Origin of the sequence: Paenarthrobacter sp. NCHU4564, from assembly GCF_052156435.1 — a bacterium.
Taxonomy (GTDB): domain Bacteria; phylum Actinomycetota; class Actinomycetes; order Actinomycetales; family Micrococcaceae; genus Arthrobacter.
The window spans coordinates 19265-44650 of sequence record NZ_JBQLIS010000001.1 but is presented as its reverse complement, the minus strand read 5'-3'; the positions used below and the strand labels follow the sequence as shown (position 1 = coordinate 44650).

Here is a 25386-nt window from a genome sequence, read left to right as displayed (position 1 = left end):
GGAGGAAACCTTGAGGGGCAAGACCATGGGCCTGTGGGCCGGAAGTGCGCTCGCAGTCGCCGCGGTGGGCATTGTTGCTGCCGTGGCATCCGGGCCGGGTTCCAGGGATGCCACTCCCTCCGCAACCGGAAAGGCCGCAGACGCGACGTCCGCGGGGACCACCGCCATCACTCTGCGTGAGGTGGATGGCGGCCCGGACTACTACGCGCGGTTCAAGGGCAGCCTGCCCGCCGACCCCGCCTTTTTTCCCATCGGAGTGTGGCTGGAAAGCGTCCTGGACAAGGGCAACGTTGCCATGGACTCGGCTGCTGGTTTGAACACCTATGTGGAACTGACGGCAAACTCCGATGTCCAGCTGGTCAGGGACTCCGGCATGTTCGCGATCCCGGCTTTCCCGCACACGGCCGCCGCGGGCTTCGCCCTGAGTGACGAAGTGGACATGTGGGCCGGGCCTGGTGCCGCACAGTGGTCAGGAAGGTACCCCGGTGAAGGAGAACCCTGCGTCCCGGCAGGATCGCCGTGCGGATACACGATCCAGAAGGAGAGGCGGGCCGTTGCGCCCCAAGGTGTGTTGCTCTACTCCAACTACGGCAAAGGCGTTACTTTCTGGGAGTCGGACAAAGAAGCACGAGGGTTCCTCCGTGGCGTGCAGGACCTCGTCTCAGCTGACAACTATTGGTTTACGGATCCCAATATCTGCGGTCGCGGGGAAGGTGGCGCGATCGTGGGATACGCCCGTGACCTCACACAGGAGGAATGCCGGCTGGCGGCCAATTATGGCTGGACCGTCGACAGGCTGCGAAACCTCCAGGACCCCGCAGCGAGGATCCCCGTGTGGGCTTTCGTCGAAAACGGCCATCCCTCAGGTGATGTTCCCAACACCGCCACCATCACCGGTCCTGAGCTCAGGGGAGCGGTGTGGAGCAGCCTCATTCATGGAGCCAGGGGCATCATCTATTTCAACCACAATTTTGGTGGCGACTGCGTGACCCAACACGTGATCAGGGACTGCGGAAAGGACATCGTGCCCGCCCTCACCGCAGTCAACCAACAGATCAGGAATCTTGCCCCCGTCCTCAACGCCCCCTTCCTGGACGGCGCCGTCAGCATCAGTGGCCCGGTGGACCATGCCACCAAGCTCCACGATGGCACGATCTACATCCTCGCCGGAGCCAACCAGAAGGCCGGCGGTCCCGCCACGTTCACGCTCAAGTGCGGCGGCAGCTCCGCCGTCGTCATCGATGAAAACCGCACACTGGCCATCAATGACGGCACGTTCACCGACAGCTTCGCGGATGGCAACGCTGTGCACCTCTACCGCATCGAAGGGGGAGGTACCTGCGGTTTCTGATCACCGGCTGCTGTTGTCCCGCTCCCATCCGGAAGCTGTCCTGCGTGACAACACCGCACGACGGCGGCCCGCACCGGCGAAGGCCACGTACACGGCGGCGTCAACGGCAGTCAGCGGACCCCGGACGGACGACAGCAACTGCCGCACGGTGCCGCGCGCCGTGGTTCCGCCGGCCGTATCCTGCTGTGCATTTCCCCTGTAGTTCCGCCCCAGGATACCGAGCAGGGCAGAGGCTGAACGCGGCGTCCTCACCACCACGGGCTCCGTCTCCAGGACGGCCTTTTCGTGCTGCCCGAACAGCCGGTCGACGTAGTAGTCATCCCCGGTGACCGCCGGAAACGAGCCCAGGCGAGCGTGGCCTTTGCGGCTCAACCCGAAGACGCCGGCACCCCACAGTGCCTGCGAGTTGGACGGGATCCGCATGCGCGCCCGGTAATAGCTCCGCACCAGTGGCGACGCCCCCTGCGTGTCGTAGACGAAGGCTGGCCGTGCAGCCAGCGACGTGCCTTCAGCCAAGCGCCTCAGAACTTGCCCCACAGCCTCGGCGCTTACCTCGATATCCGCATCCAGATAGAGGCGGGGCCAGGCCTTGGCCACCTGGTCGGCAGCATTCAAGGCAGCGGTCTTCGACGCTTCCGCAACGTGGAGCACCCGCACACCGTCAAAGGCGGATGCGATCTCCTCTGTCCCGTCCGTACAACCGTTGCAGGCCACGATGACCTCCACCGTTCCCCAGCCGATCACGTCCGCGAGCGCGGTGAGCGTGCGCCCGATCACCGCCGCCTCGTTATGCGCCGGAATGACAATGGTCCCGGACGGGGGAGCAGCGGCGCTGCCGTGCTGCAGGGTCGCCCCGGGCAGAGCTTCCCGCCGCCGGGAGCTGAGCAGTGCTTCCAAAGCTTCCCGATGTCCCGGCTTACCTGATCGCAGGACCTCGGCCAGGACAGCTGCCACGCGGAATGCCGCCAGGCGGCCCGGGCCGAAGTACTTCTCCGCGTAGCGCACGCGGTTGACGGACATCAGCGCCGTCAACTGCGGGGAGGTCCCCGAGCCTCCCCGCTCGTGCCACATCCGCGCCTCCGGCTCAAACCAGATCGAGGCACCGGCCGCCCTGACCCGCCGGCAGTAGTCCGTCTCCTCCGAGTAGAGGAAGAAGCGCTCATCCCACCAGCCCACCGCGCGGGCTACGTCGGCATGGATCAGCATCGCCGCGCCGGTGGCCCAGTCCACCCTGTGGGCGTGCCGGTAGCTCTCCGGCTCAAAATCCATCTCTGCCAGCCAGCCCGGCCGGCGCGGCAGGCGGCTGCCCAGTGCCGCGTCTCCCAGCGCCCGCAGGACGCCGGGTTCGCGCCGAAGGGACGGATACACGCTGCCGTCATCGTCCAGGAGGACGGGCACCACCATCCCGGCTCCCGTTGCCTCCATCCTGTGGCGCATGGCTGCGACCGCACCTGGTTCAACCCGCAGGTCCGGGTTCAGCACCAGATATGCCCCGGCCTCTCCGGCTTGCCTCATGGCGGCGTTGATTCCGCCGGCGTATCCGAGGTTGCCCCCGGTGGCTACCGCAACAACATCCGGGTGGCGGGCAAGAGCCTGCAGGGTTTCACCGGTGGGTGAATTGTCCGCCACCACGACCTTCAGTGACTGGGCGGCTGTTTGCTGCCGGAGGCCCGCGATCAGCGCATCCACGTCATCGGCATTGTTGTAGGTCACGGCAAGAACCGCGACGTCGGCAGCCACCTCCGCGGGAACGAACGATCCGGCCGTGTGGCCGGCGGCCTGCACCGGCGTCGGCCGTGATGGTGCCGGTTCTGCCGCCGGCAGCCAAGGGCCACTTGTCCGCTGCAGCCTGAAGTAGGCCTCGGGGCCGTCCACCAGATACCGGCGGGCGAGCCTGCGGGGTTCAAGCATCAACCGCCAGCCCCACTCAAGTCCATGGGAACTGATCCAGGCCGGTGCCCGGCGTACCCTTCCGGCCAGGAAGTCCACCACGGCTCCAAAGGCCAGCAACACCCTGGCTCCGGTTTGTGGACCGTACTCGTCGATCCACAACTCCTGCCGAGGTTTTCCGAGGCCAACCACCAGGATGTGTGGGGCTGTTTCCTTGATCCGGGCAGCCAACGCCCGGGACTCTTCCCGATTGCCCAGCACTTCCCGCGACGGTGCCCACCAACCGGCAACGGCCACATCCGGGCGTTCCGCGGCAAGCTTCCGTTTGATCATCGCCTGCGCTTCGTCCGATCCGCCCAGGAACCCCACCCTCAACCCTCGACGCCCAGCCTCGTCCAGCAAGGGACCAATCAGGTCACTTCCCGCAAGCCTTGGCCAGGATGTCGAGGTCATGCGGCGGGCCGCCGAGACCAACGGAGCCCCGTCCATGAGGGTCAACCACTCCACGGAGGAGGCCTGCCCGAGGACGCCCGCCCACCGGCCCCCGGCGCCAAAGTGCAGGATGTGGTCCAGGTTGGCCGAGCAGACACCCAGTGGACGTCCGGTACTGCATTCTGCGCGCGCAATGATGCCGGAAACGGCATCATCAAAGTCCATGAGCCGCACCGGCACGCCGCCGAGTTCGAGCATGCCCGGCTGCGGGCTTCCCGGTCCGCCCGCGCCCCTGCCGGGCCGGGTGCCGGCGCGGGTACCGCGGTGCAGGACGGTGGCGGCGTGGAGTGCATCGCGCGCGGCGGTGGCGTTCCTGCCGAAGGGTGTCTTGGGCTGCAGCATTCTCGGCTCTCCAGGCTCAGGTCCGGGTCTTGACTCATGGCACAACATTGCGCGACGACCCGGGGCTGCTGCACTGCCCGGATCGCCGCGGGCAGCACCTGCCGCCCTGTGTTTCTTGAGTTGTCTCCCGGCCGCGCCAACGGCTGCCGTACGGCCAACTGTAGGCCTGTTTCAGGGACCGCGCCAGAGGTTCGGATCCTCGAGGTACGCGGCCAGGCGCTTGGACGCTTGGGGCGGTTCGAATCCGGCGCTCCGGATTTTCCCGAGGTCCAGAACGCTGCTGGGCGGACGCGGAGCTGTCCCCGGCTTGAAATACTCTTTGGTGCTGACGGGAGTCACCTGGCCGGGATCGGCTCCACACAGACGGTAGACCTCCCTGGCAATGTCTGCCCAGGACTGCGGTTCGCCATCGCTGCTGAGGTTGTAGGTACCAAAGGGCGCCTGCGAGTCCAGGAGATGGCGAATGGCCTCTGCGATGTCCTGCGCGAAGGTCAGCCTCCCCACCTGGTCATCCACCACCGTGGGAGCCGCCCCTTTGGCAGCGAGGCCCGCCATGGTGCGGACAAAGTTCCGGCCGTCTCCCACCACCCAGCTGCACCGCACGATGTAATGCCGGGCCGCCACCGCCGCGGCGGCATCGCCGGCGGCCTTGCTCTGGCCATACACGCCCAGGGGACTCACAGGTTCGTCCTCCGTATGGACCGGAGCAGTTCCGTCGAAGACGTAGTCGCTGGATACATGGACCAGCGTGAGGGAATGCTCGACGGCGGTCCGCGCCAAGCGGGAGACCGCACCGGAGTTGACGCTCCAGGCAGCCGAACGCCCCTGCGTGGTTTCCGCCGCATCCACGCCCGTGAAGGCTGCGGCGTTGATGATGGTCGAATACTTCTTCCACTCCAAGGTGCTGTACGCGGCTTCATGTGTGATGTCGAAGCCGTCCTTTCCGACAAAGTCGACGTGGGCGGCATCATCGAAGGCCTGCCTCAGCGCCCTGCCCAGCTGGCCGTTGGCACCCAGCACCAGGATCCTCCGCGGCTTCATGGGAACCACCGACCGGAGACGGGGGTGCTGCTTGTCCTGCTCGGACAGGATGGCCTGGTCCAGCGGAACAGGCCACGGGACAGCAGTGTCCTCATCGGCCACATTGAGGAAGGTGTATCCGGACTGCGCACCGGCACTCCAATGGTCGTTGACCAGGTAGGTGTACGCGGTGTTGTCTTCCAGGGTCTGGAACGCGTTCCCGACTCCGCGCGGCACAAACACTGCTTGTCCCTCAGTCATCCCTGCATGGAAGACAGTCCCGAAGGTCGGCCCTTCCCGCAGGTCCACCCAGGCGCCGAAGATCTTTCCTGACGCCAGCGAAATGAACTTGTCCCACGGTTCGGCGTGAATCCCGCGCGTGGTGCCCCGGCGGGCATTGAAGGAGATGTTGTTTTGTACCGGCCCGAAGTCCGGCAGCCCCAACGCGAGCATCCTGCCGCGGTGCCAGTTCTCCTTGAACCACCCCCGGGCATCGCCATGGACGGGCAGGTCAAAGAGCAGCAGGCCGGGGATGGGAGTGGTCCTGGCCGTCATTCCCTGCGCGGAAGCCATCGGCGTCAGTGTCCCTGTCCGGCGTATTTGAGTTCCGTTTCAGCCTTTTGCGGCCGCCACCACGCTTCGTTGTCCGTGTACCAGCGGACGGTGGCTGCCAGGCCGTCGTCGAAATTCCCGAACCGGGGGGTCCAGCCCAGTTCGCGGCGCAGCTTGGCGGAGTCGATCGCATACCGCAGGTCGTGCCCCGGGCGGTCCGTCACGAGGTCGAACGCGCCGGGCGGCTGGCCCATGACCAGCAGGAGCTTCTCCACCACGGCACGGTTGGACAGTTCACCGTCGGCCCCGATCAAATAGGTCTCTCCGAGCCGTCCCCGCTCCAGGATCGCGGCCACGGCGGAGGAATGGTCTTCCACATGGATCCAGTCCCGGACATTGCGCCCCTCGCCGTAGAGGCGTGGGCGGATACCGTCCAGGACGTTGGTGACCTGCCGGGGAATGAACTTTTCCACGTGCTGGAATGGCCCGTAGTTGTTGGAGCAGTTGCTGATGGTGGCCCGGAGTCCGAAGGAGCGGACCCATGCCCGTACAAGCAGGTCGGACCCCGCTTTGGTTGCCGAATAGGGACTTGTCGGCCGGAAAACGGATTCCTCTGTGAAGCGTTCCGGATCGTCCAGGGCAAGGTCGCCGTACACCTCGTCCGTTGAGACGTGGTGGAACCGGGTTCCGTGCTTCCTTGCGGCTTCGATCAGGGTGTAGGTGCCCACCAGATTGGTGTCCACGAATGGCCGGGGATCCTGCAGGGAATTGTCATTATGCGATTCAGCGGCGAAATGCACCACGGCATTTACGGAGGCCGTCAATGTATCAACCAACCCTGCATCGCAGATATCGCCCTTGACAAAGTCGAACCTGCTGTCCGGAAGCCCGTCCAGTGACGCAAGGTTTCCGGCGTAGGTCAGTTTGTCCAGAACAGTGACATGGAGGCTGCTGTGCTCCATGATGTAGTGGACAAAGTTGCATCCGATGAATCCGGCCCCGCCGGTGACAAGGATTCTCTGCATGGCGATAGCGTAGCCGCCCATACGGGCACACCGGCAGGGGAGGGGACAGCAAAGTATGCGAGGAATTATTTTGGCCGGCGGAACCGGGTCACGGCTCCATCCAATTACGCTGGGAATCAGCAAACAACTGGTGCCTGTTTTCGATAAGCCCATGATCTATTACCCGCTGTGCACTTTGATGCTGGCCGGGATCCGGGACATTCTGGTGATCACCACGCCAAAAGACGCAGTGCAGTTCCATGGCCTTTTGGGCGACGGTTCCCAATTCGGCATTAGCCTCACCTACGCCGAGCAACCCACCCCTGACGGCCTGGCCCAGGCCTTCATCCTGGGCGAAGAGCACATCGGCGGCGGAAAAGTTGCCCTCATCCTCGGCGACAATATTTTCAACGGCCCCGGCATGGGAGCCCAGCTGAGGAAATACAGCGACGTGGACGGCGGCGCCATCTTCGGTTACTGGGTCAAGGATCCCGCAGCGTACGGTGTGGTGGAATTCGACGACCACGGCCTCGCCATCTCGATCGAGGAAAAACCGTCCGCTCCCAGGAGCAACTACGCCGTGCCTGGCCTCTATTTTTACGACAACGACGTAGTAGCCATGGCGAAGGATCTGAAGCCTTCAGCCCGCGGCGAGCTTGAAATCACTGATATCAACCGGCAGTACTTGGAACTGGGCAAACTCCATGTGCAGAAGTTCCCCAGGGGCACCGCCTGGTTGGATACCGGTACTTTCGCCGACCTGAATGATGCCTCCAACTATGTCCGCACCACAGAAAACAGGCAGGGCCTGAAGATCGGAGCCCCGGAGGAAGTCGCGTGGCGCATGGGCTACCTGAGCGACGACGAGCTTCGCAGGCAGGCAGGCAAGCTGGCCAAGAGCGGGTACGGCAGCTACCTCATGGATATCCTCGAGAGGCAGTGACCGTCCGTCATCACCCCGAAACGTCCTCCAGGGCACGGGAAATCTCGGCGGGCAGCGCAGTCAGCTGGGCATCCAGCAATTCCTTCAGCTGGACCGGTGTCCTTGCTCCCACCACTGCGGTGGCTACTCCCGGCCTGGACAGCAGCCAGCTCAGGGAAACATCCAGTGGCGAGCGGCCCAGCCCCCGCGCGGCCATGGTCACGGCTTCAACCACCCGTGACGCACGCGGTTCAAGATACTGCTCGACATAGCCGGCAAGCCTGCCCTGCGCCGCGCGCGAATCAGTGGGCACCTGGCCCCGGTACTTGCCGCTAAGCACGCCACGCCCCAGGGGAGCCCAAGCCATCAGCCCCAGTCCCGCATCTTCCACCGCGGGAATCAGTTCCTCTTCGGCCTTTCGCTGGACCAGGGAGTACTCGGACTGGTTGGCCACCAGCGTGAATCCGGCCACTGCGGCCGCTTTCGCCGTCTGCCAGCCGTTGTAGTTGGAGATTCCCACATAGCGTGCCCGGCCGCTGCGCTGGGCGAGTTCCAAAGCTGACAGTGTCTCGTCCAAGGGAACGTTGCCGTCCCAGTCGTGGACAAACCAGATGTCGAGGTAATCGGTACGCAACCGGGCGAGGCTGGCGTCCAGCGCCGCCAGCATGGCACCGCGGGAGGCATCGACGCTGCGCCGGCCATCCGACGACGACACTCCGGCTTTGGTGGAAATGACCACTTCCGAACGGGCCACCACGTCGCCCAACATGGAACCCAGCATGGCTTCGGCCTGGCCCTGGGCGTAGGAAGCAGCGGTGTCGATCACCGTGCCGCCGGCATCCACGAAGTCGTGAAGCAACGCCGCGGCATCCTGTTCATCCGTTTCTTGTGCCCAGGACATGGTCCCCAGGGAAAGCGAGGACACACGGAAGCCGCTGTTGCCGACATAACGCTGCTGCATGCTGCTAGCTTACGGGCAGTTGCAGGACTTCATGACGTAGGGTCTATTCACGTGAACTGGATAGAAGCAGCCCTCCTGGGCCTTGTGCAGGGCCTCACCGAATTCCTCCCGATCTCCTCAAGCGCGCACCTGCGGATTGTTGGTTCGTTCCTTCCGAATGCAGCCGACCCGGGCGCCGCCTTCACGGCCATCACCCAGCTGGGCACGGAGACCGCCGTCATCGTGTACTTCTGGCGTGACATCGTCCGGATCATCGGAGCCTGGTTCGGATCGCTGACCGGCAAGGTTGAACGGAACAATCCCGACGCGAGGATGGGATGGCTGGTGATCCTCGGCAGCCTGCCGATCATCGTCCTCGGGCTGCTCTTCCAGGACCAGATCGAGTCGGTTCTCCGGAGCATGTGGATTGTGGCCACCATGCTGATCGTCTTCGGCATGATCCTGGCCGTCGCAGACGCAGTGGGCCGACAGGAGCGGGACCTCACCCAGCTCAGCTACAAGCACGGCATCCTTTACGGTTTCGCCCAGGCCATGGCCCTGATCCCCGGAGTCTCCCGGTCCGGCGGCACCATCACCGCCGGCCTCCTGATGGGTTACACCCGTGAAGCGGCAGCGCGTTATTCATTCCTCCTGGCCATCCCTGCTGTTTTCGGCAGCGGCCTCTACCAGTTGTATAAAACGGTTTCCAACGAAGGAATAGCCGGCCCTTACGGCTTGGGCGAGACCGCCCTGGCCACGGTTATTGCATTCGTGGTGGGCTATATCATCATTGGTTGGTTCCTCAAGTTCGTCTCCACCCGCAGCTACAGGCTCTTCGTCTGGTACCGGATCCTGCTGGGCCTGGCCCTGTATGTCCTGCTCGGTTTCGGTGTGATCAGCGCCTAGCACTAAGGTTGACTCGTGAAATCGTGGACCTCCCGCCCTGTTCCTGAGCTGCCCGGCAGCTTGTCCGACCTTCGCCTCTTCGACACGTCCCTGGGCCGTGTGGTGGCTCTTGAACCCGGGCCGGAACAGTCCATGTACGTGTGCGGTATTACGCCGTACGACGCCACCCACATGGGGCATGCGGCCAGTTATGTCGCCTTCGATCTCCTGAACCGGGTATGGCGTGACGCCGGGGCGCGGGTGTCGTACGTCCAGAACGTCACCGACATCGACGATCCCCTGCTCGAACGGGCCAACGCCACCAACGTGGACTGGCGTGAACTGGCCCAAAGCCAGATCGAACTGTTCCACACTGACATGGACGCCCTCAACGTCGTTTCCCCGGACCACTACATCGGCGCCGTGGAAGCCATCCCGGACATCGTGCCCGCCATCGAACGGCTCATCGCCGACGGTGTCGCCTACCGCGTGAACGGCACCGACGGCGAACCGGACGGGGATGTGTATTACGACGTCGAGACGGCCGGGAAGCGCTCAGACGCTACGGACGCCTGGTCCCTCGGCGCTGTCTCAGGCCTCAACGAAGCCGAAATGCTTGCCTTGTTCGCCGAGCGTGGCGGCGACCCGGCCAGGCCCGGCAAGCGCCAGGCGCTCGATCCCCTGCTTTGGCGGGTTGCACGCGAGGGGGAGCCCAGCTGGCCCGGGGCATCGCTGGGCGACGGTCGGCCCGGGTGGCACATCGAGTGTACGGTCATCGCGCAGAAGTACCTCCCTGCGCCGTTCACGGTCCAGGGCGGCGGATCGGACCTGATCTTCCCGCACCACGAAATGGGCGCGGGACACGCCTACTCACTGTCCGGCGTCCCCTTGGCGCACCACTACTCACACGCGGGGATGGTGGGCCTGGATGGCGAGAAGATGAGCAAATCCAAAGGCAACCTGGTGCTCGTCTCCAATCTTCGCGCTGCCGGAGAAGAACCCGCCGCCATCCGGTTGGCCATCCTGGCCCACCACTACCGCTCAGACTGGTCCTGGACCGCCCAAGAATTCGAGGCCGCCAAGGACCGTCTGGCAACCTGGCGGCGTGCTTTGGCGCAAGCTCCGGCCGGATCGGCAGCACCTTTGGTCGAGGCCATGCGGAAGGAGCTGGCCAATGACCTCGACGCGCCGGGTGCGCTGACCGCCGTCGATTCCTGGGCAGAAGCAGCACTTCGCAACGCGGCGCCGCACTCCCCGTCAGATTCCGAACTGGTGGCGGACGCGGTTAACGCCCTCCTCGGCGTCGAACTTTAGTCCCGCTGTTCCCGGGAACAGGGAAGGGCCCCGGCAGAGACGTGGTCGCTGCCGGGGCCCTTCCGCTTGGTTGGCCGGGTCCATTTCACGATCAGGGCCGGTCCTTGCCGCGCCGCTTGAGGTAGCGCTCAAACTCCCTGGCAATCGATTCTCCCGAGGCCTCGGGGAGGTCCGCCGTGTCCTTTGCTTCCTCGAGTTGCCTGACGTAGGCGGCAATTTCCGGGTCTTCCGTGGCCAGTTCATCCACACCGCGTTCCCAGGCCTCGGATTCTTCTGCCAGCGCACGGCTGTCCAAGGGGACCTGCAGGAGGTCTTCGATCCTGTGGAGGATGGCGAGCTGGGCCTTGGGGGAGGGCGGCTGGGCAACGTAGTGGGGCACCGCTGCCCACAGGGAAACGGTGGGCAGCCCGGCGAGCATGGCGAATTCGGCCAGCACTCCCACGATCCCCACGGGGCCCTCGTACTGTGAAGCCTCCAGATTCAAGCGTTCCCGCAGGGAGTTGTCCTCTGTGGTGGTGCTGACGGGAATGGGCCGGCTGTGGGGCACATCGGCCAGCAGGGCGCCCACCAGGATCACGGAGTCCACCTTGAGGGCTTCAGCATGAACCAGCAGTTCCGTGGTGTAGGCGCGCCAGCGGTAGGAAGGTTCGGTGCCGAGCACGATCACGACGTCCACGTTGCTCTCCGGTACGGCTGCCTTGTAGATCCGCGTAGAGGGCCACTTCACTTTCCGCGCGCCGGAGGAGGTCCGCCGCACCGTAGGCCGGGTGAACTGGAAGTCGTAGTATTCCTCGGCGTCCACTGTGGCGACCTTCTTGCCGTCCCAGAGCTTGTTCACGTAATGCAGGGCATCGCTGGCAGCTTCACCGGCGTCATTCCATCCTTCAAAAGCGGCGATCATGACGGTGACGCGTTCGCCGTCCGCAGGTTCCTTGAGGAAACGCTCGGGCTCCGCTGTGATGTCCTGTCCTTCGGGGGTCCCGTCGACACTGTTCATCCACTCACCCTACGTCCAAGTCCGATGCGGATGCATGGCATTTCACACCGAAGCGTGTCCTGTATCGCCCACAGCGCAACCCCGGCGTGGCCACCGCCGCATTCCACGTAGACTTGAAGCCATGCATTCATCTCCCGGTCAGCCCCACCTCAAAGCCGTGCTCTGGGACATGGATGGCACCTTGGTGGACACCGAGCCTTACTGGATTGCCGCTGAACGCGCACTCGTTGAAGCGCACGGCGGAACATGGTCACACCAGCAGGCCATGCAGCTGGTAGGGCAGTCATTGATGCATTCGGCCGCCATCCTGCAGGCTGCGGGCGTCCGGATGGAGGCCCGGGACATCGTGGACCACCTCAGCGCCGAAGTCATCCAACAGGTCCGGCGTGAGGTCCCGTGGCGTCCAGGCGCCCGGGAACTGCTGAACGACCTCCACGAATCCGGCATCCGCTGTGCCCTGGTCACGATGTCCGAGGGGCCTTTGGCCGGAGTGGTGGTCGAAAGCCTCCCCAAGCCATACTTCGAATTCCTGGTCACTGGTGACACCGTGACTAACGGCAAGCCCCACCCGGAGGCCTACCTCACGGCTGTCGACCGTCTGCAGCTCGACGATCCTGCCCTCACCATCAACCACTGCGTCGCCTTGGAGGACTCCATTCCCGGTGCCACTGCGGCACTGGCCTCCGGCGTCGTCACTGTAGGCATACCGCACCAGGTCCCCCTTCCTGAACTCCCGGACATGATCCTGTGGGACACTCTGGCCGGCAAGGCGACCGACGATGTCGCACAACTCGTCCATGGTCGCGCGGCATCCGCCCAGGCGGCAACGGAGACGCCGGACGCAGGCCTGCTGGAAAGGGCCAACTAAGTGAGCAGTCCCTCCGCGCCACACCACGCGGCCAGCAAGAAGGACGGAATACCCCTCGGAAAAATCGCGGGAATCCCTGTGTATCTTGCGTACTCGTGGTTCGTGATTGCCGGATTCACGGTCATCGTCTACGGACCTGCACTCCTGGTCAGGATGCCGGAACTCGGCGCCGGGGCATACTTTGTGGCCCTTGGCTATGCCTTGCTGCTGGCCCTGTCCGTGCTGGTGCACGAACTCGCCCACGCACTCAGTGCCAAGGCCTTCAACTGGCCCACGGAGAAGATCGTCCTGAACTTGTGGGGCGGCCACACCCAGTTTGAGAGCTTTACCGCTTCTCCCGGCCGTTCAGTGATCGTTGCCATGGCCGGTCCCGTGTCCAACTTTGTGCTGGCAGGCGGCATGTGGCTCGTGCTGTCCACCGGTGCCCTCACCGGTGTGGCCGACATCCTGGCGAACATCCTGATGTGGGCCAACCTCCTGATCGGTATTTTCAACGTGCTGCCAGGGCTTCCCCTGGACGGCGGGCGCCTGGTCGAGTCGGCTGTCTGGAAGGTCACCGGCAGCCAGGACAAAGGAACCATCGCTGCGGGCTGGTCAGGGCGCGCGATCGTTGCCGCGCTGGTCATCTGGTTCATCGGCCTGCCGCTCATCAGCGGCGCACCCCTGGACATCAGCCTCATGCTGATCACCGTCCTCGTCTGCGGTTTCCTGTGGATGGGGGCGTCGGCGTCCATCCACCATGGCCGCCTGCGCAGCCGCCTCTACCTTGTCAGCGCGGCGGCCCTGGCCGACCCCGCGGTCGGCGTTCCGAACTCAGCCACTGTGGCAGACGTCCTGGCGATGTCCCCGGCGGGGAGTCCCGCCGTCGTTATTTGTGGACCTGACGGCAGGCCGCAGGGTGTTGTCAACCCCGCTGCCGCTGCCGCTGTGCCGCCGCAGGCAGTCTCCACGACGCCGGTCACCGCGGTGGCGCACGCTTTGGCTGCCGGTGCCTATGTTCCGGAATGGTCCAAGGGCCAGGAGCTGATCCAGTACCTGGCGCGGCTCGAAGGTGGCGAATACGCAGTCGTTGACCACAATGGAACCGTCACTGGCCTGCTCCGCCAACAGGCCGTCGTGACAGCCATTACAGGCAAGGAAGTCCGGGGTACCGGGCGGGCCTGACGCTGTTGCCGGTAGAGTTACCTGCCGGCCCCTAAAACAAAACCACCGATTTTCGGCGCCAGCACGCAGCAACACAAGGGCGGTCCATCCGCCGCACAGGAGCGAGGAACACCAGATGAGCAGCGAAACCGCCGCCCCCGAAGCCGGCGCAACCACCGGCCAGCCAGCTGCCGGAGCCGCCGTCCAACCTACCGGCGCGGCACGCCGGCGCGGACCCTTCCGGGTTGGTGAACGCGTCCAGCTCACTGACGAGCGCGGGCGCATGAACACCATCACGCTGGAAGTCGGGGGCGCCTTCCACACCCACCGCGGCTTCCTGAACCACGACGAGATCATCGGCAAGGTGGACGGCTCGGTGGTCAGCAACAACATCGGACAGCAGTACCAGACACTCCGGCCGCTGCTGTCGGACTTCGTTCTTTCCATGCCCCGCGGTGCCGCGGTGGTTTACCCGAAGGACGCCGGGCAGATCGTCACCATGGCCGACATCTTCCCGGGCGCCCGCGTCGTGGAAGCCGGCGTGGGATCCGGCGCCTTGTCGATTTCCCTCCTGAGGGCGGTCGGCGACGGCGGATACCTCCATTCCTTCGAACGACGCGAAGAATTCGCGGACATTGCCCGCGGAAACGTTGAGACCATCTTCGGCGGCCCCCATCCGGCCTGGCAGATCTCGCTGGGCGACTTCCAGGAAGAAGTGGTCAAGGCCGAGGAGCCCGGCTCCGTTGACCGCGTGGTCCTGGACATGCTGGCGCCTTGGGAATGCCTTGATGCGGTTGCAACCGTGCTGGCAGCGGGCGGCGTCTGGATCAACTATGTCGCCACCGTGACACAGCTTTCCCGAACGGCCGAAGCCATCCGCGCCGACGGCCGCTTCACCGAGCCCGACGCCTGGGAGTCCATGGTGCGCGGTTGGCACCTGGAAGGCCTGGCTGTACGCCCCGACCACCGCATGGTGGCACACACGGGATTCCTGCTGGTCACCCGGCGGCTGGCAGAAGGAGTCACCGGTATCTCCACCAAACGACGCCCCTCCAAGACAGAATTCAGCGAAGAAGATCTCAACGCCTGGACCCCTGGAGCAGTAGGGGAGCGCGCCGTCTCCGACAAGAAACTGCGGCGGGCTGCCCGCGACGCCATCGCCGGGACCAATGTCCAGGATGGCCCGTCAGTCACAAACTGACAAAGATCACAATCGGGTCCGCATTCCGGATGTCACCAAGCACCCTGAGCTTTTCGGGACTAAGGTCTTGTTAAGCGCAGGAAGGGGCTGATGAATCGTGGATACGTCGAACAACGACATTGGACGGCCGACGCCGGAGGAACCAAACGCTGCAGCGGGAGAGGCAGCGAACCGCAGGCTTGGCATCCAGCCGCCGGACCCTTCGAGCGAACTGACTGTTGCCGAACGGCAAATCAATATCCTCAGGGACAAGCTCCGCCACATCGACCGCCAGCTTGCTGCCGCCACCCAGAACAACAGCAAGCTCGTTTCCATGCTGGAAACAGCGAAGGCTGAGATCCTGCGTCTCAAGGGAGCCCTGGAGCAGGAGGGCCAGCCGCCGTACAGCTTTGGAACGGTGCTGCAGATCAATCCGCGGCGGCAACCTGCGCCGGGCAACTCGGGGCAGGCGGCCACGGAAGAATCCGTGGACATCTTTAATGCCGGCCGGAAGATGCGGGTTGGCATCAGCCCCCTGGTCAACGTCAACCAGTTGGCCGTAGGCCAGGAAGTCCTCCTCAACGAGGCCCTTCTTGTCGTGGCCGGTTTGGGCTACGAACGGGCCGGCGAGCTGGTGACGCTCAAGGAATTGCTGGGCAAGGACCGCGCCCTGGTGGTGGGCCGGGCTGATGAAGAGCGGGTGGTCCGGCTCTCCGGGGCCCTGCAGAACGTGCACTTGAAGGTTGGGGATGCCCTGTCCCTGGACTCACGGACCGGCTACGCCCTGGAAAAGGTTCCCCGGGCCGAGGTGGAAAACCTGGTCCTGGAGGAAGTTCCGGACATCACCTACCAGGACATCGGCGGACTCGGCCCCCAGATCGAACAGATCCGCGATGCCGTGGAACTGCCCTTCCTGCACCCGGACCTCTACCGCGAGCACGGCCTGAAGGCACCCAAGGGCATCCTCCTGTACGGCCCTCCGGGCTGCGGCAAGACCCTCATTGCCAAGGCTGTGGCGAACTCCCTGGCTGCCCGTGCCGCCGAGCGTGCCGGCAATACCGACCTCAAGAGCTACTTCCTCAACATCAAGGGCCCTGAGCTGCTGGACAAGTACGTCGGCGAAACCGAACGGCACATCCGGTTGATCTTCTCGCGTGCCCGCGAAAAGGCATCGGACGGCAGCCCGGTGGTGGTGTTCTTCGACGAGATGGATTCGCTGTTCCGCACCCGCGGCACCGGCGTGTCCTCGGACGTGGAAACCACGATCGTTCCGCAGCTGCTCAGTGAGATCGACGGCGTGGAACGCCTGGACAACGTCATCGTCATCGGCGCTTCCAACCGCGAGGACATGATCGACCCGGCGATCCTGCGTCCCGGCCGCCTGGACGTCAAGGTCAAAATCCAGCGCCCGGACGCCGAGGCCGCAGCGGACATCTTTGGCAAGTACATCACCACGGACCTGCCCTTCCACGCCCAGGACCTCGCCGAGTACGGCGGCGACGTCCAGGCAACCGTTGACGCCATGATCCAACGCACCGTGGAGGCCATGTACTCCACGGAGAAGTCCAACGAGTACCTCGAAGTCACCTACGCCAACGGTGACACTGAAATGCTGTACTTCAAGGACTTCAACTCCGGCGCAGTGGTGCAGAACGTGGTGGACCGGGCCAAGAAATACGCCATCAAGGACCTCTTGACCAACCACCAAAAGGGTCTTCGGATCGACCACCTGCTCAAGGCCGTGGTCGATGAGTTCCGCGAACACGAGGACATGCCCAACACCACCAATCCGGACGATTGGGCCCGGATTTCGGGCAAGAAGGGCGAGCGCATCACGTACATCCGCACCATCGTCCAGGGCAAGGCGGGCCAGGAACCCGGCAAGTCCATCGAAACCACTGCCAACACAGGCCAGTACCTGTGACAGCCGGAGCACAGGGAGTTCCCACCGAAAAGTTGCCCGCGGGTGGCGCCATGCGCGTCATGGGCTCGGAGACCGAATACGGCATCCACGCTCCGTCGGCACCCGGGGCCAATGCCACCATGATGTCGGCCAGGATCATCCAGGCCTACGCCACGGTGACGCGGCAGCGGGCCGCCGGTGGCGCCGAGACCCGGTGGGATTACACCGACGAGGAACCCCTCCACGACGCCCGCGGGTGGACAGTGGACAGGGCCAGCGCCGATCCCAGCCAGCTCACCGACCAACCGCCGGTGCTCGACGCCGAGGCCGTCGCCTTGGCCTACGGCCGACAGGAGTTGGAACTCGACGGCGCGGACGAATCCGGTTCCCTGCTCATGAACATGGTCCTTGGCAACGGTGCCCGCCTGTACGTGGACCACGCCCACCCCGAGTACTCCAGCCCGGAGGTCACCAATCCACGCGACGCCGTGAAGTGGGACGCTGCAGGAGACCAGGTGGCATTGGCCACGGTCCGGAAAGTGGCTGCCGATACCAGCCTCCCTCCGATCAACCTCTACAAGAACAACACGGACAACAAATCGGTCTCCTACGGATCGCACGAAAACTACTTGATGCCCCGCTCGGTTCCGTTCGGGGACATCATCAAGGGGCTGACTCCGTTCTTCGTTTCCCGCCAAGTAATGTGCGGCGCAGGACGCGTGGGGATAGGGCAGGACAGCTCGACGCCTGGATACCAGATCAGCCAGAGGGCTGATTTCTTCGAGGCCGAAGTCGGCCTGGAAACCACCATCCGCCGCCCCATCATCAACACCCGTGACGAGCCGCATGCAACGGCTGACCGCTACCGGCGACTTCACGTGATCATCGGTGACGCCAACCTGAGCCAGGTATCCAACTACCTCAAGTTCGGTACCACGGCCATGGTCCTCAGCCTCATCGAAGCCGGCCAGGCACCGCGGATCGAGGTCCATGAGCCGGTGCAGGCCCTGCAGTCCATCAGCCATGACACCTCACTGACCACCACCGTGCGCTTGCTCGACGGCCGGAGGGTCACTGCGCTGGACATCCAGTGGATGTACTTCGAGGCCGCGGCAAAACTCGCCCAGGAGACCGGCGTCGCGGACGCAGTGACAGGAGACGGGCACACCCACGGGGTCCTTGAACGCTGGGAGTCCACCCTCTCAGCCCTCGGAAGCGATCCGGCCTCCGCGGCGGCCTCTGTTGAATGGGTGGCCAAGAAAGCGATCCTGGAGGGATACCGCAACCGGGACTCCCTCGAATGGAATGACGCCCGACTTGGCCTGGTCGACCTGCAGTGGTCCGATATCCGCCCCGAAAAGGGGCTCTACTACAGGCTGCTGGCGCGTGACCGGATGACCCGGCTGGTGGACGACGGCGACATCGCCGCCGCGGTGACCCAACCGCCGTCGGACACGCGGGCGTACTTCCGGGGCCGGTGCGTCTCGACGTTCGGCAAGGACGTGGTCGGTGCCAGCTGGGACTCGGTGATTTTCGATGTTCCCGGCTTGGGAAAGCTGCAGCGGGTGCCCACGAGGGAACCTTTGCGCGGCACCGAAGCCCTCACCGGCGCGCTCTTCGAGAGACACCGGGAGGCCGGAAACTTCCTGGCGGAGCTGCTCGGCCGGGAGCCGTCACCGACCAAGGACAGGCAGTAGTACGGCACACGGAGCGTGAGGTCCGTAAAGCCGTACGGACCGCCGTATTGCGTGGCAATATGGCAGTAGGAAGTCCCCACTGACGGGGGCTGACAGTAGGGAGAAGGAAATGGCAGGTCAGGAGCAACAGCAACCGCAGTCCCGCGAGACAGAGGAAGTAGACGTCCCCGAGGCCCCGCCGGCGGCACCGGAGGCCCAGGCTTCCGAAGCGACCCAGGGTGTGGACGATCTCCTCGACGAGATCGACGGCGTCCTGGAATCCAACGCCGAGGAATTCGTCAGGGCCTTTGTCCAAAAGGGCGGCCAGTAAGCGGACGCCCGCAGGAGGTACTGCCCGCCGGCGCGAGGCCGGGGGCATCGGAACGCAGAATCGAAGGAGTGCAGCAATGCAGGACCCATCAACCGGCCCCCTGGCCACCCAGGCAACGTCTTCTTTCACGGAGCATCTTCAACGTTCGCGTCCCGAACTTCTGCCATTCAACCAAACATTGCCGGCCGGAAACGTTCCTCCGTCTCCCCACGCCACCACCATCGTCTCGCTGACGTACGCCGGTGGCGTGCTGATGGCGGGGGACCGGCGGGCAACCATGGGCAACGTCATTGCAAGCCGCCATATCGAGAAGGTTTTCCCTGCCGACCAGTACTCCGTGCTGGGCATTGCGGGCACCGCGGGCCTTGCGATCGACATCACGCGGCTCTTCCAGGTTGAACTGGAGCACTACGAGAAAATCGAGGGGACGCTGCTCAGCCTGGTTGGTAAGGCGAACCGCCTCGGTGCAATGGTCCGCGGCAACCTCCCGATGGCCATGCAGGGCCTTGCGGTCATTCCGCTTTTCGCCGGCTTCGACCACGTATCAGCCACGGGACGGGTCTTCTCCTACGATGTCACCGGCGGCCGCTACGAAGAGCAGGAGCACCACTCTGTTGGCTCGGGTTCGGTCTTTGCCCGCGGCGCCCTCAAAAAGTTGTGGCGGCCCAATTTGTCCGAGGAAGAAGCGGTTGCCGTGGCCGTCGAGGCTCTCTACGACGCTGCGGACGATGACTCGGCCACCGGTGGACCGGATCCCGTGCGTCAATTGTGGCCGGTGGTCTATACGGTCAACCGTGCCGGCAACCGCAGGGTGTCGGAACGCGAACTGGGTGCGATAGCGGGCGCGATTGTTGAGTCGCGCGCCATCGCGGGACGGGAGGCCTAGCATGACGCAGCAGTTCTATGTTTCACCCGAACAGTTGATGAAGGACCGTGCGGACTTCGCACGGAAAGGTATTGCCCGCGGACGCTCGGTCATTGTGATCAGTTGTGCTGACGGCATCGCCCTGATTGCCGAAAACCCTTCACCCTCCCTGCATAAAATCGGTGAAATCTACGACAAAATCGGTTTTGCCGCCGTAGGCAAGTACAACGAATTCGAGAGCCTCCGGCAGGCCGGCGTCCGGTACGCCGACGTCCGAGGGTACTCCTACGACCGTGAAGACGTCACAGCCCGGGGCCTGGCCAGCGTCTACGCCCAAAGCCTCGGTGCCGTTTTCACGGCGGAGCAGAAGCCCTTCGAAGTCGAACTGGCTGTGGTCGAAGTCGCACCCACCCAGGAACGTGACCACCTTTACCGGCTGACCTTCGATGGTTCCATCGCGGATGAAAACGGCTTCGTGGTGATGGGCGGACTTGCAGACCAGATCTCCGACGTCGTCAAGGACGCCTGGGATGCCGGCCTGACCTTCCCGGGGGCGTTGCGCCTGGCCCTGCGGGCCCTCGCGGTGGATAAGGAAGCCGACTCGCTGCCGCCCACCGCAGTGGAAGCCGCGGTCCTGGACAGGGCATCCGAAAGCCACCGCGGCTCGCGGCGGGCCTTCCGGCGCCTGCTCCCGGCGGACGTTGAACAGCTGCTCTCAGAGGAGGCTTGAGATGGACAAGCGCATATTCGGCATAGAGACGGAATTCGGGATCTCCTACTCAAGCCCCGATTCCCGCCCCCTGGCGCCCGAAGAAGTAGCCCGCTACCTGTTCCGCAAAGTGGTCAGCTGGGGGCGATCATCGAACGTATTCCTGACCAACGGATCGCGCTTGTACTTGGACGTGGGCTCCCACCCCGAATACGCAACCGCCGAATGCGACGACCTCGCACAGCTCATAGCCCACGACAGGGCCGGCGAACTGATCCTGGACGACCTCGTTGACGAGGCCCAGACCCGCTTGGCCGCAGAAGGCTTCAACGGCACCGTCTACCTGTTCAAGAACAACACCGACTCGGCCGGCAATTCCTACGGCAGCCATGAAAACTACCTGATCCCGCGGCGCGGGGAGTTCTCACGTCTGGCCGAGATCCTCATTCCGTTCCTGGTCACACGGCAACTCATTGCCGGGGCCGGAAAAGTCCTCAAGACACCCCACGGGGCTACCTTCGCTTTCTCCCAGCGCGCAGACCACATCTGGGAAGGTGTCTCCTCGGCCACCACCCGTTCACGGCCCATCATCAACACCCGCGACGAACCACATGCCGACGCCGAGTTCTACCGGCGCTTGCATGTCATTGTGGGCGACTCCAACATGTCGGAGACCACGGCCCTGCTCAAAGTCGGCACTGTGGACCTGATCCTGCGCATGATCGAGGCGGGGGTGATCATGCGTGACATGCGCATGGAGAATCCCATCCGAAGCATCCGGGAAATTTCGCACGACCTCACGGGCCGTGCCTTGGTCCGCCTGGCCAACGGCCGCCAGTTGTCCGCCTTGGATATCCAACGGGAGTACCTGGCCAAGGTGACGGAGTTCGTTGCGGCCAACGGTGCGCACAACCCCCATGTACCCCTGATCCTTGATCTCTGGTCCCGTACCCTGGATGCCATCGAAAGCGGCGACTCCAGCAGCATCGACACGGAAGTCGACTGGGCCATCAAGAAGAAGCTGATGGATGGTTACATGCGCAAGCATGACCTTGGGCTTGATTCGCCGCGCATTGCCCAGCTTGACCTCACCTACCACGACATCTCGCGGCAACGCGGCTTGTTCTACCTGCTGCAGTCCCGTGGTGCCGCAAAGCGGCTGGTGACCGAAACGGACGTCAAAGACGCCGTTGATGCGCCGCCGCAGTCCACCCGGGCCAAGCTCCGCGGTGACTTTGTGAGGCGGGCACAGGAACTGGGCCGCGACTACACCGTGGACTGGGTCCATCTGAAGCTGAATGACCGTGCGCACCAGACCATCCTGTGCAAGGATCCCTTCCGCAGTGTGGATGACAGGGTGGATGCGCTCCTTGACTCTATGAGCTGACTCCCAGCTTCACGGGCTATTCTGGATAGTGGCCCGCTTTCGCGAGGCCGCTTCCTTGGATGCGCAGAGCGCCTTTCCGAGTGTCCATTGCCCCGACGAAAGAGTCTTTTTGTGCGCCGACTCCTAGCACTTCTTTTCCCCCTCCTGCTGCTCATCACGGCATGCGGGGGAGGGAGCACCCCGTCCGCAGAGCCCACCAGCCAGTCCTCGGGCGACATCTCCAAGCTCGACTCCGTGAAGGTATCCGACAACGGAAACGACAAAGCCCCCGGACTCGAATTCAGCAAGCCGCTGACTGTTTCCGAACCGACCATCAAGGTTGTCAGCGAGGGCGACGGTGACCGCGTCAAGGCCGGACAGGTCGCGGAACTGGCCTATGTTGCCGTGGACGGCAACGACGGCAAGACCGTCGAGGACGCTTACCAGAACGGCCCCCAGCCGCTGGAGCTGAACGATCAGCTCAAATCAGGGAACGAACTCATCTACAACGCAATCGTCGGCGCCAAGGTTGGCTCGCACGTCGCTTTCGCTGCCCCGGGTTCGGCCACCGGTTCCGGGACAGGTTCAACCCAGCTGGTGGTTTTCAAGCTGATTGCGGCCAAGGACCCTGCGCCTGTCCTTGAGAAGCCCGAGGGTGAAACGGTGACGCCGCCGGCCGGATTGCCCACCGTCAAGGAAAATGACCAGGGCGTACCGGAGATCTCCGTGGAGGGCGTTGCCGCTCCCACCGAACTGGTTTCCCAGGACCTGATCAAGGGCAACGGTGCTGTCGTGAAGGAATCGGACACGCTGACGGTCAACTATGTTGGCGTCACGCTCAAGGGTGGAACCAAGTTCGACTCAAGCTTTGACCGCAACGAGCCCACCAGCTTCCCGCTGACCGGCGTCATCAAGGGCTGGACCCAGGGCCTGGCAGGCAAGACTGTCGGTTCGCGCGTCCTCCTGGTCATTCCGCAGGACCTCGCTTACGGTGAGGCCGGCCAGGGCGAAGCGAAGGGCGACCTCGTCTTCGTCGTTGACATCCTCGGCGTCAAGTAGCCTCCCGGGGACTGGCTAAGCTGGTTCCTGGCACCATCAGCACCCCACTAAAGGAGCAACCATGTCATTTGGCCAGCGTGATTACGATCGCACCAAGCCGGAGATCGACTTCCCGGAAGGCGACGTCCCCACAGAACTGCGGATCGTCGATCTCATCGAGGGCACTGGCCAGGAGGCCAAGGCCGGCGACACTGTTTCCACCCACTATGTGGGCGTGGCCTGGTCCACCGGTGAAGAATTCGACGCGTCGTGGGGCCGCGGGGCACCGCTGGACTTCCGCGTCGGCGTCGGCCAGGTCATCCAGGGCTGGGACCAGGGCCTCCTGGGCATGAAGGTCGGCGGCCGTCGCCGCCTTGAGATTCCCTCGGAGCTCGCTTACGGATCCCGCGGCGCCGGTGGAGCCATCAAGCCGAACGAGGCTTTGATCTTCGTCGTCGACCTCGTGGCGGTCCGCTAAAGACTGGCAACGCAAAGCGCGGCATCTACCGGATTCTTCCCGGCGGGTGCCGCGCTTTGCTGCTTTTCTCCGGGACTTTAGTAACGTAGCAACCGTGTCCGCATCCCGCACTGAACGACTCCTTAACTTGCTCCTGGCCTTGCTCAACACCCGGGTCGGACTGACGCGCGCTGTGCTGCGCGAGAAGGTCTACCATGGCTCGGCGGAGAATGATGTGGCCTTTGGCCGCATGTTCGAGCGGGACAAGGTGGAGTTGAAACAATTCGGCTTCGAGATTGAGACGCTGACCGAGCCTGGTTTTGGCGGCGAGGATCCGGCCACCACACGGTACCGCATCGGCAAGGACTCCAACCGCCTACCGGATGTGAGCCTCACTCCCGCGGAGTCCACGGTCCTTCTCCTGGCTGCGCAATTATGGGAGCGGGCCGCCCTTGGCAACGCTGCCGCCAGCGCCGTCCGGAAGCTTCAAGCCTCCGGCGGCTTCAGCGATGTGGACCTGCCCGCAGGCGTCCAGCCGCGGATTAAGCCGGCTGGCCAGGCATTCGACGACGTCGTAGCCGCCATGCACTCCCGGCATGCCGTCCGTTTCGGCTACCTTGCCGGCAGCACGGAACGCGAGGAAGAGCGCGAAGTCGAACCATGGGGCCTGGGGAGCCGCTTCGGCCAGTGGTACCTGGTGGGCTTCGACCGGGGCCGGGGCGCCAAACGGATCTTCAGGCTGTCGCGCATGACCACGGCGGTGTCAGTGGTATCGAACAGTTCCTTCGAACCTCCCAGCGGCTTCAACGCGCGGGCAGAGTTGGATGCCCTGAATGAGCTGCCGCTGCAGCAGGCAGTACTTGACGTGGACCCGGGCCGCCTGCTGGCGCTCCGTAAACGGGCCATCTCGGTGGAGGAAGCTGCAGGACCCGGCTCCCGGGACCGGCTCACCGTCGACTTCCGGGACCCCGACCAACTTGCGGAGGAGCTTTCCTCCTACGGTCCCCACGTCAAGGTGACGGAGCCGGCCGACTTGCGGACCGCCGTCGTACGCAGGCTCGAGGCCGCTGCCGCTTTCAACGCCGCCCCGCCCCTTCCTGTTGTCTTTCCCGAAGCGGGTCCCGCACCCCGGGCAAGGAAGCGAACGTCCGAGGACCAACTGGCCCGGATGCTTCAACTCGTACCGTTCCTGGTGCACCACCAGGGGCTCCACATCCAGGAAGTGGCGGACCATTTCGGGATCAGCCGCAAGGCGCTGATCGAGGACCTCAAGATTTTGATCTGCTCGGGCCTGCCGGAGGGCTACCCGGACGACCTCCTGGACATCCAGTGGGAAAACGACCACGTCTACATCACCGAACATCTTGACCTGAACCGTCCTGTCCGTTTCAGCGGGGACGAGGCCGCCGCCCTGTTGACCGGGCTGGCGATGCTGGGGGACCTGCCTGAGCTGGCCGGACTGGGGGAGGACCCGGAACAGAATCCGCTGGAGTCCGTCATCATCAAACTCACAGGAGCGGCCGGGGAAGCCGCCCGTATGGCCGGCACGGTTTCCGGGCAGTCCGTGGCACCCCGGCAGTCTCAAGCCTTCGCCACGGTGACCCAGGCCATCAAGGACGGCCGCCAGTTGCACCTGAGTTACCTGTCGCCGCAACGTGACACGGTAACGGAGCGGGATGTGGACCCCCTCCGCCTCTTCTCACTGGACAGTGTCTGGTACCTGGAGGCCTATTGCCACAGCAGGAAGGGCCTGCGGAACTTCCGGCTTGACCGCATGGTGGACGTGGAGCAGAACGGCCGTCCAGTGTCCGGGGAAGTGACTGCGGGACAGGACTTTCCAGCGCGGCTGTTCACCCCCGGGGAGGACGACGTGTACGTGGTCCTCGAGTTGACCAGGCAAGGCGCGGGGATCGCCGAGGACTACTATGCCGAGCGTACGGCTGCCCTGCCCGACGGCGGACTGGTGGCCGAGATCCGTTTTGGCAATGCCGACCTGCTTCCCATGTTTATTTCCCAGCAGGGCGGAGCGGCCAGGATCGTGGAACCGCCTGAGCTCAGGACAGCTGCTACCCGGTGGCTTGAAGCCGCCCTGTCGCAATACGGTGGCCGTTCCCCGCAGGACGCCCCGGCTGGCTAGACTA

At 64.3% G+C, this 25386-nt stretch carries 21 protein-coding genes; 16 read left to right on the top strand and 5 right to left on the bottom strand.

All coding sequences use genetic code 11. The annotated features are described in order from the left end of the window. The first annotated feature begins 10 nt into the window (after window positions 1–10). Window positions 11–1351, top strand: a complete 1341-nt coding sequence (locus tag ACSVIE_RS00190) for a hypothetical protein (protein ID WP_442422659.1) — start codon at window positions 11–13, stop codon at window positions 1349–1351. Here ACSVIE_RS00190 and ACSVIE_RS00185 read toward each other — a convergent pair whose 3' ends face one another. The 3 genes from ACSVIE_RS00185 to rfbB form a co-directional block, all read right to left on the bottom strand. Further along, window positions 1352–4075, bottom strand: a complete 2724-nt coding sequence (locus ACSVIE_RS00185; protein WP_442422658.1) for a WecB/TagA/CpsF family glycosyltransferase — start codon at window positions 4073–4075, stop codon at window positions 1352–1354. It abuts the gene before it with no gap. A 171-nt stretch (window positions 4076–4246) separates the two neighbouring features. Beyond that, window positions 4247–5668: a sugar nucleotide-binding protein gene (locus tag ACSVIE_RS00180; protein WP_426002686.1), complete on the bottom strand. Its 1422-nt coding sequence runs from the start codon at window positions 5666–5668 to the stop codon at window positions 4247–4249. A 5-nt stretch (window positions 5669–5673) separates the two neighbouring features. Continuing rightward, a complete protein-coding gene (gene rfbB / locus ACSVIE_RS00175) occupies window positions 5674–6672 on the bottom strand; it encodes a dTDP-glucose 4,6-dehydratase (protein ID WP_426002687.1) in 999 nt (332 codons plus the stop codon). Between the two features lie 55 nt (window positions 6673–6727). Between rfbB and rfbA the strand changes: the two genes are divergently transcribed. Further along, window positions 6728–7594 (top strand): glucose-1-phosphate thymidylyltransferase RfbA, encoded by an 867-nt coding sequence (rfbA, locus tag ACSVIE_RS00170; RefSeq protein WP_426002689.1) that lies wholly within the window; start codon window positions 6728–6730, stop codon window positions 7592–7594. Window positions 7595–7604: 10 nt separating this feature from the next. Here rfbA and ACSVIE_RS00165 read toward each other — a convergent pair whose 3' ends face one another. Then, window positions 7605–8534 (bottom strand): aldo/keto reductase, encoded by a 930-nt coding sequence (locus ACSVIE_RS00165; RefSeq protein WP_426002691.1) that lies wholly within the window; start codon window positions 8532–8534, stop codon window positions 7605–7607. A 51-nt stretch (window positions 8535–8585) separates the two neighbouring features. Here ACSVIE_RS00165 and ACSVIE_RS00160 point away from each other — a divergent pair, with 51 nt between their 5' ends. Together ACSVIE_RS00160 and mshC are read left to right on the top strand one after the other, a co-directional pair. After that, a complete protein-coding gene (locus tag ACSVIE_RS00160) occupies window positions 8586–9419 on the top strand; it encodes an undecaprenyl-diphosphate phosphatase (protein ID WP_426002692.1) in 834 nt (277 codons plus the stop codon). Between the two features lie 15 nt (window positions 9420–9434). Beyond that, entirely contained in the window at window positions 9435–10712 is a 1278-nt protein-coding gene (gene mshC, locus ACSVIE_RS00155; protein WP_426002693.1) for a cysteine--1-D-myo-inosityl 2-amino-2-deoxy-alpha-D-glucopyranoside ligase, read from the top strand. A gap of 91 nt (window positions 10713–10803) precedes the next feature. Here the strand turns inward: mshC and ACSVIE_RS00150 are convergent, their stop codons facing one another. After that, window positions 10804–11709, bottom strand: a complete 906-nt coding sequence (locus ACSVIE_RS00150) for a PAC2 family protein (RefSeq protein WP_426002695.1) — start codon at window positions 11707–11709, stop codon at window positions 10804–10806. A 121-nt stretch (window positions 11710–11830) separates the two neighbouring features. Between ACSVIE_RS00150 and ACSVIE_RS00145 the strand changes: the two genes are divergently transcribed. From ACSVIE_RS00145 to ACSVIE_RS00090, 12 genes are all read left to right on the top strand, one after another. Then, window positions 11831–12577 (top strand): HAD family hydrolase, encoded by a 747-nt coding sequence (locus tag ACSVIE_RS00145; RefSeq protein ID WP_442422657.1) that lies wholly within the window; start codon window positions 11831–11833, stop codon window positions 12575–12577. Further along, window positions 12578–13741, top strand: coding sequence for a site-2 protease family protein (locus ACSVIE_RS00140; protein ID WP_442422656.1), 1164 nt, complete (start codon window positions 12578–12580; stop codon window positions 13739–13741). A 115-nt stretch (window positions 13742–13856) separates the two neighbouring features. Further along, a complete protein-coding gene (locus ACSVIE_RS00135; RefSeq protein ID WP_442422655.1) occupies window positions 13857–14921 on the top strand; it encodes a tRNA (adenine-N1)-methyltransferase in 1065 nt (354 codons plus the stop codon). Window positions 14922–15018: 97 nt separating this feature from the next. Continuing rightward, the gene (gene arc / locus ACSVIE_RS00130) at window positions 15019–16824 is read left to right on the top strand and encodes a proteasome ATPase (protein WP_426002701.1); all 1806 of its coding nucleotides are present in this window, start codon (window positions 15019–15021) and stop codon (window positions 16822–16824) included. A 50-nt stretch (window positions 16825–16874) separates the two neighbouring features. Next, a complete protein-coding gene (gene dop, locus ACSVIE_RS00125; RefSeq protein ID WP_442422893.1) occupies window positions 16875–18500 on the top strand; it encodes a depupylase/deamidase Dop in 1626 nt (541 codons plus the stop codon). 109 nt (window positions 18501–18609) lie between these two features. Continuing rightward, a complete protein-coding gene (locus ACSVIE_RS00120; RefSeq protein WP_426002702.1) occupies window positions 18610–18810 on the top strand; it encodes a ubiquitin-like protein Pup in 201 nt (66 codons plus the stop codon). A gap of 76 nt (window positions 18811–18886) precedes the next feature. Then, the gene (gene prcB / locus ACSVIE_RS00115; RefSeq protein ID WP_426002704.1) at window positions 18887–19696 is read left to right on the top strand and encodes a proteasome subunit beta; all 810 of its coding nucleotides are present in this window, start codon (window positions 18887–18889) and stop codon (window positions 19694–19696) included. 1 nt (window position 19697) lies between these two features. Then, window positions 19698–20405 carry a proteasome subunit alpha gene (gene prcA / locus ACSVIE_RS00110; protein WP_426002705.1) on the top strand — a complete coding sequence of 236 codons (708 nt, stop codon included), beginning with the start codon at window positions 19698–19700 and terminating at the stop codon, window positions 20403–20405. A 1-nt stretch (window position 20406) separates the two neighbouring features. Continuing rightward, the gene (gene pafA, locus ACSVIE_RS00105; RefSeq protein ID WP_426002706.1) at window positions 20407–21771 is read left to right on the top strand and encodes a Pup--protein ligase; all 1365 of its coding nucleotides are present in this window, start codon (window positions 20407–20409) and stop codon (window positions 21769–21771) included. A 111-nt stretch (window positions 21772–21882) separates the two neighbouring features. Next, window positions 21883–22809 (top strand): FKBP-type peptidyl-prolyl cis-trans isomerase, encoded by a 927-nt coding sequence (locus tag ACSVIE_RS00100; RefSeq protein ID WP_426002707.1) that lies wholly within the window; start codon window positions 21883–21885, stop codon window positions 22807–22809. Between the two features lie 61 nt (window positions 22810–22870). Next, window positions 22871–23266, top strand: a complete 396-nt coding sequence (locus ACSVIE_RS00095; protein ID WP_426002709.1) for an FKBP-type peptidyl-prolyl cis-trans isomerase — start codon at window positions 22871–22873, stop codon at window positions 23264–23266. Between the two features lie 94 nt (window positions 23267–23360). Next, window positions 23361–25382: a helix-turn-helix transcriptional regulator gene (locus tag ACSVIE_RS00090; protein WP_442422654.1), complete on the top strand. Its 2022-nt coding sequence runs from the start codon at window positions 23361–23363 to the stop codon at window positions 25380–25382. Window positions 25383–25386: the final 4 nt, after the last annotated feature.

Bases quoted from the DNA above. Each gene is read 5' to 3' on its own strand.
- ACSVIE_RS00185 (WP_442422658.1), bottom strand. From the start codon at position 4,075: ATGCTGCAGCCCAAGACACCCTTCGGCAGGAACGCCACCGCCGCGCGC.
- ACSVIE_RS00180 (WP_426002686.1), bottom strand. From the start codon at position 5,668: ATGGCTTCCGCGCAGGGAATGACGGCCAGGACCACTCCCATCCCCGGC.
- rfbB (WP_426002687.1), bottom strand. From the start codon at position 6,672: ATGCAGAGAATCCTTGTCACCGGCGGGGCCGGATTCATCGGATGCAAC.
- rfbA (WP_426002689.1), top strand. From the start codon at position 6,728: ATGCGAGGAATTATTTTGGCCGGCGGAACCGGGTCACGGCTCCATCCA.
- ACSVIE_RS00165 (WP_426002691.1), bottom strand. From the start codon at position 8,534: ATGCAGCAGCGTTATGTCGGCAACAGCGGCTTCCGTGTGTCCTCGCTT.
- ACSVIE_RS00150 (WP_426002695.1), bottom strand. From the start codon at position 11,709: ATGAACAGTGTCGACGGGACCCCCGAAGGACAGGACATCACAGCGGAG.
- ACSVIE_RS00145 (WP_442422657.1), top strand. From the start codon at position 11,831: ATGCATTCATCTCCCGGTCAGCCCCACCTCAAAGCCGTGCTCTGGGAC.
- ACSVIE_RS00135 (WP_442422655.1), top strand. From the start codon at position 13,857: ATGAGCAGCGAAACCGCCGCCCCCGAAGCCGGCGCAACCACCGGCCAG.
- dop (WP_442422893.1), top strand. From the start codon at position 16,875: ATGCGCGTCATGGGCTCGGAGACCGAATACGGCATCCACGCTCCGTCG.
- ACSVIE_RS00120 (WP_426002702.1), top strand. From the start codon at position 18,610: ATGGCAGGTCAGGAGCAACAGCAACCGCAGTCCCGCGAGACAGAGGAA.
- prcB (WP_426002704.1), top strand. From the start codon at position 18,887: ATGCAGGACCCATCAACCGGCCCCCTGGCCACCCAGGCAACGTCTTCT.
- prcA (WP_426002705.1), top strand. From the start codon at position 19,698: ATGACGCAGCAGTTCTATGTTTCACCCGAACAGTTGATGAAGGACCGT.
- pafA (WP_426002706.1), top strand. From the start codon at position 20,407: ATGGACAAGCGCATATTCGGCATAGAGACGGAATTCGGGATCTCCTAC.
- ACSVIE_RS00095 (WP_426002709.1), top strand. From the start codon at position 22,871: ATGTCATTTGGCCAGCGTGATTACGATCGCACCAAGCCGGAGATCGAC.